Genomic DNA, 2,839 nt, shown 5'->3' with positions numbered 1-2,839 from the left:
CTACTCCAGAAGATCATATTAATTTTTTGACGATTGTAAGACCAAGGGGTCTTTATACTCTTTTTTCCATCTTTTTGTTTTCAATCTAATCGAGAAGGATATAAAGTGGCATGATAGACAGTTAATACTTAAAAATGTCTAAAAAAGCAGTGAGTTTAATAGAAATAGTTATCCACATTTAGAGGTATGAATAATTCAGGATTCACTATTTTCTAGTCAATAGCGTTACACTCTCGATGTGATATGTCTGAGGAAACATATCTACGGGCTGAACTTTTTCGACTGTGTAGCCACCCTCAGATAAGATCTTCAGATCTCTGGCCAGTGTCCCAGGGTTGCAGCTGACATAGACCATTTTTTCCGGTTTCATGGTCAGTACGGCATCAATGAATTCAGGTGCCAGGCCTTTTCTAGGCGGATCGACGACGATGACATCTGCGCACTTATCTGCCTTTGCCCATTCTGTAATGATGTTTTCAGCTGGTCCGACTTCGAATGAGACATTGGCTACACCGTTCGTTTCGGCGTTCAGTTTGGCGTTCTCTATTGCAGGCTCTACTATTTCCATGCCGTATACATGTTTAGCCTGTCTAGACAAAGCTAAGGTGAGTGTCCCAATCCCACAGTAGGCATCGATCACGGTTTCATTTCCACTAAGTCCGACAAAGTCTACGGCAGTCTGGTACAGTTTTTCTGTCTGGACTGGGTTAACCTGATAGAAGGACTGGTGTGAGATCGTAAAGGTGAAGCCCAGCAGATCGTCTTTGTAGCTGTCCTGACCGAATAACACTCGAGACTCCTTGCCAAGTATGACGTTGGTCTTTTCTGTATTGATATTCTGGATCAGGCTGACCATTTCCGGTAGAGCTCTCGTCAGTGCAGAGACGATTTCTTCTTCTCTATGGAAATCATGTGTATTGGTTACCAGTACAACCATTAGTTCACCGCTGAAGTAACCTCTTCTGACAATGATATGACGCAGCCAGCCGGTGTGCGCCTTTTCATTGTACGGTTTGACATGGAACTTGCGCATGATGTCACGCACGGTAAGGATGGCCTGATCGATTTTCGGATCCTGGATCTTGAAGTCCTCTATCGGAATGACGTCATGACTGTTCTTACGGAAAAATCCTGTAGTCAGACGACCATATATTTTTCTGACGGGCACCTGTGCCTTATTTCTGTACCCAAAGGGGTCGTCCATTCCAATGACTTCTTCGACAGCGATATCACCCAGATTGCCTATTTTACTCAGGACTTTTTCGACCTGTTCTTTTTTAAAGTTCAGCTGTGCTGGATATGACAAATGCTGAAGAGGCATGGTACCGGTCTGTGCATAGACTTTATCTTCAATCTCTACGCGGTCCGGACTTTTTTCAATCACTTTGAGCAGCTTACCAAATCCGAAAGTCTTTTTCGTTTTGATTACTTTGAATTCTACGGTTTCTCCAACTAGAGCACCTTCGATGAATATCGGATAGTATTCTATCTTTGCGACACCCATTCCCTCATGAGTCAGATCGATGATTTCTGCTTCTAAAGTCTCGTTTTTCCTGACAGGCGTCGCTGTCTTGTTCTTATCTTTTGACATTACTCGTCTCCTTATGATTCATTACTTATCTTCAGTATACATGTCACACAACGAAAGCGCACAGAAAAATAATCTGTGCGCTTTGTGTGCTTATTCTTCATCCAATTGAGAAACACCTTCAAGAAATTCACTTTCTTTTTCGATGGTCACGGCATCCCTGCTGTCGACAGTCAGATGCATTCCAGAAAGGTCAGCTACCAGTTCCATATGCTGCTGATACATGACAAATTCTGCCGGTGCATCACCACCGTACTCGCCATCGATATTGATCATCAGTGGTTTATCGACCAATGACTCGGCTTTTACTGAAGATGTCTTTGTATAGATGATTTTCGGGTGATTGACGTGCCTGCCGTCATTAATGACTAAGGTAAGTAGTCTCAGAATTTCAGCAATGTTCGTCGTTTTAACAATGATCAGCGTAAATTTGCCATCGCCCAGTTTCTTGTCAGGAGCGATTTTCTCAAATCCGCCTACTGAGTTGGTCAAGGCGACAAAAAGCATGGAAGCTGTCCCTTCATAAACACCGCCATCATAAGAAATGCTCACCGGCACTTTACCTATACGTGGAAGCAGTTCAGCTCCTTTTACAAAGTAAGCAAGGGAACCGAAAATGGACTTCATGTTTGCCGGTACATCATAGGTCACTTCGGTCAGCGATCCCGCTGCACCGATATTCATGAAATAACGTTCCTGTGAAGCGGTAATAACTTTACCGATATCCATTTTGACAAACTGATGGGTGTTGATTAACTCAGCTGCTCTGACAAAGTCGTTACGCGGAATGTTGAGTGCTCTGGCGAAGTCGTTCGTCGTCCCTGCAGGAATGACCGCAAGTTTCGGGCGTGATTCATGAGGAGCAATCCCATTGATGACTTCATTGATCGTCCCGTCTCCACCAGCAGCAATAATGAGATCGAAACCATCTTTCGTACATCGGTCCGCTTCATTTTGAGCACTTAGAGGAGTCGGGGTGGTACAGAACGCACTCGTTTCGTACCCGCATTTTTCATATACATTCAAAATCTCCGGAAGTGCTCGTTTTAATGTTTCTCTCCCGGATGTGGGATTATAAATGATCCTGGCTCGACGTCTCATGTACATCCCCTCCTTTACTCTATCTGAGACACCTAGGAAACTATAGATGCTCTATATAAGTGGATTTAGGGTTTTCTCTTTTGAGTTTTCCCTCCACTTATTTTCTTTTTTTAAATTTTTTCACATTTTTATGCTTATTACTTGACTTTT

At 43.3% G+C, this 2,839-nt stretch carries 2 protein-coding genes; both read right to left on the bottom strand.

From position 1 onward, the window contains the following. Nucleotides 1–205: 205 nt before the first annotated feature. Nucleotides 206–1,591, bottom strand: coding sequence for a 23S rRNA (uracil(1939)-C(5))-methyltransferase RlmD (gene rlmD, locus ACYQ4S_RS11490; RefSeq protein WP_459771255.1), 1,386 nt, complete (start codon nt 1,589–1,591; stop codon nt 206–208). Between the two features lie 90 nt (nt 1,592–1,681). Beyond that, nucleotides 1,682–2,689 carry a diacylglycerol kinase gene (locus ACYQ4S_RS11485; RefSeq protein ID WP_459771253.1) on the bottom strand — a complete coding sequence of 336 codons (1,008 nt, stop codon included), beginning with the start codon at nt 2,687–2,689 and terminating at the stop codon, nt 1,682–1,684. Nucleotides 2,690–2,839: the final 150 nt, after the last annotated feature.

It is taken from the genome of Alkalibacterium sp. s-m-28, assembly GCF_054658175.1.
This window is presented reverse-complemented; position numbering and strand designations above follow the sequence as displayed.

Coding starts and splice junctions, on each gene's coding strand:
- rlmD (WP_459771255.1), bottom strand. CDS start 1,591: ATGTCAAAAGATAAGAACAAGACAGCGACGCCTGTCAGGAAAAACGAG.
- ACYQ4S_RS11485 (WP_459771253.1), bottom strand. CDS start 2,689: ATGAGACGTCGAGCCAGGATCATTTATAATCCCACATCCGGGAGAGAA.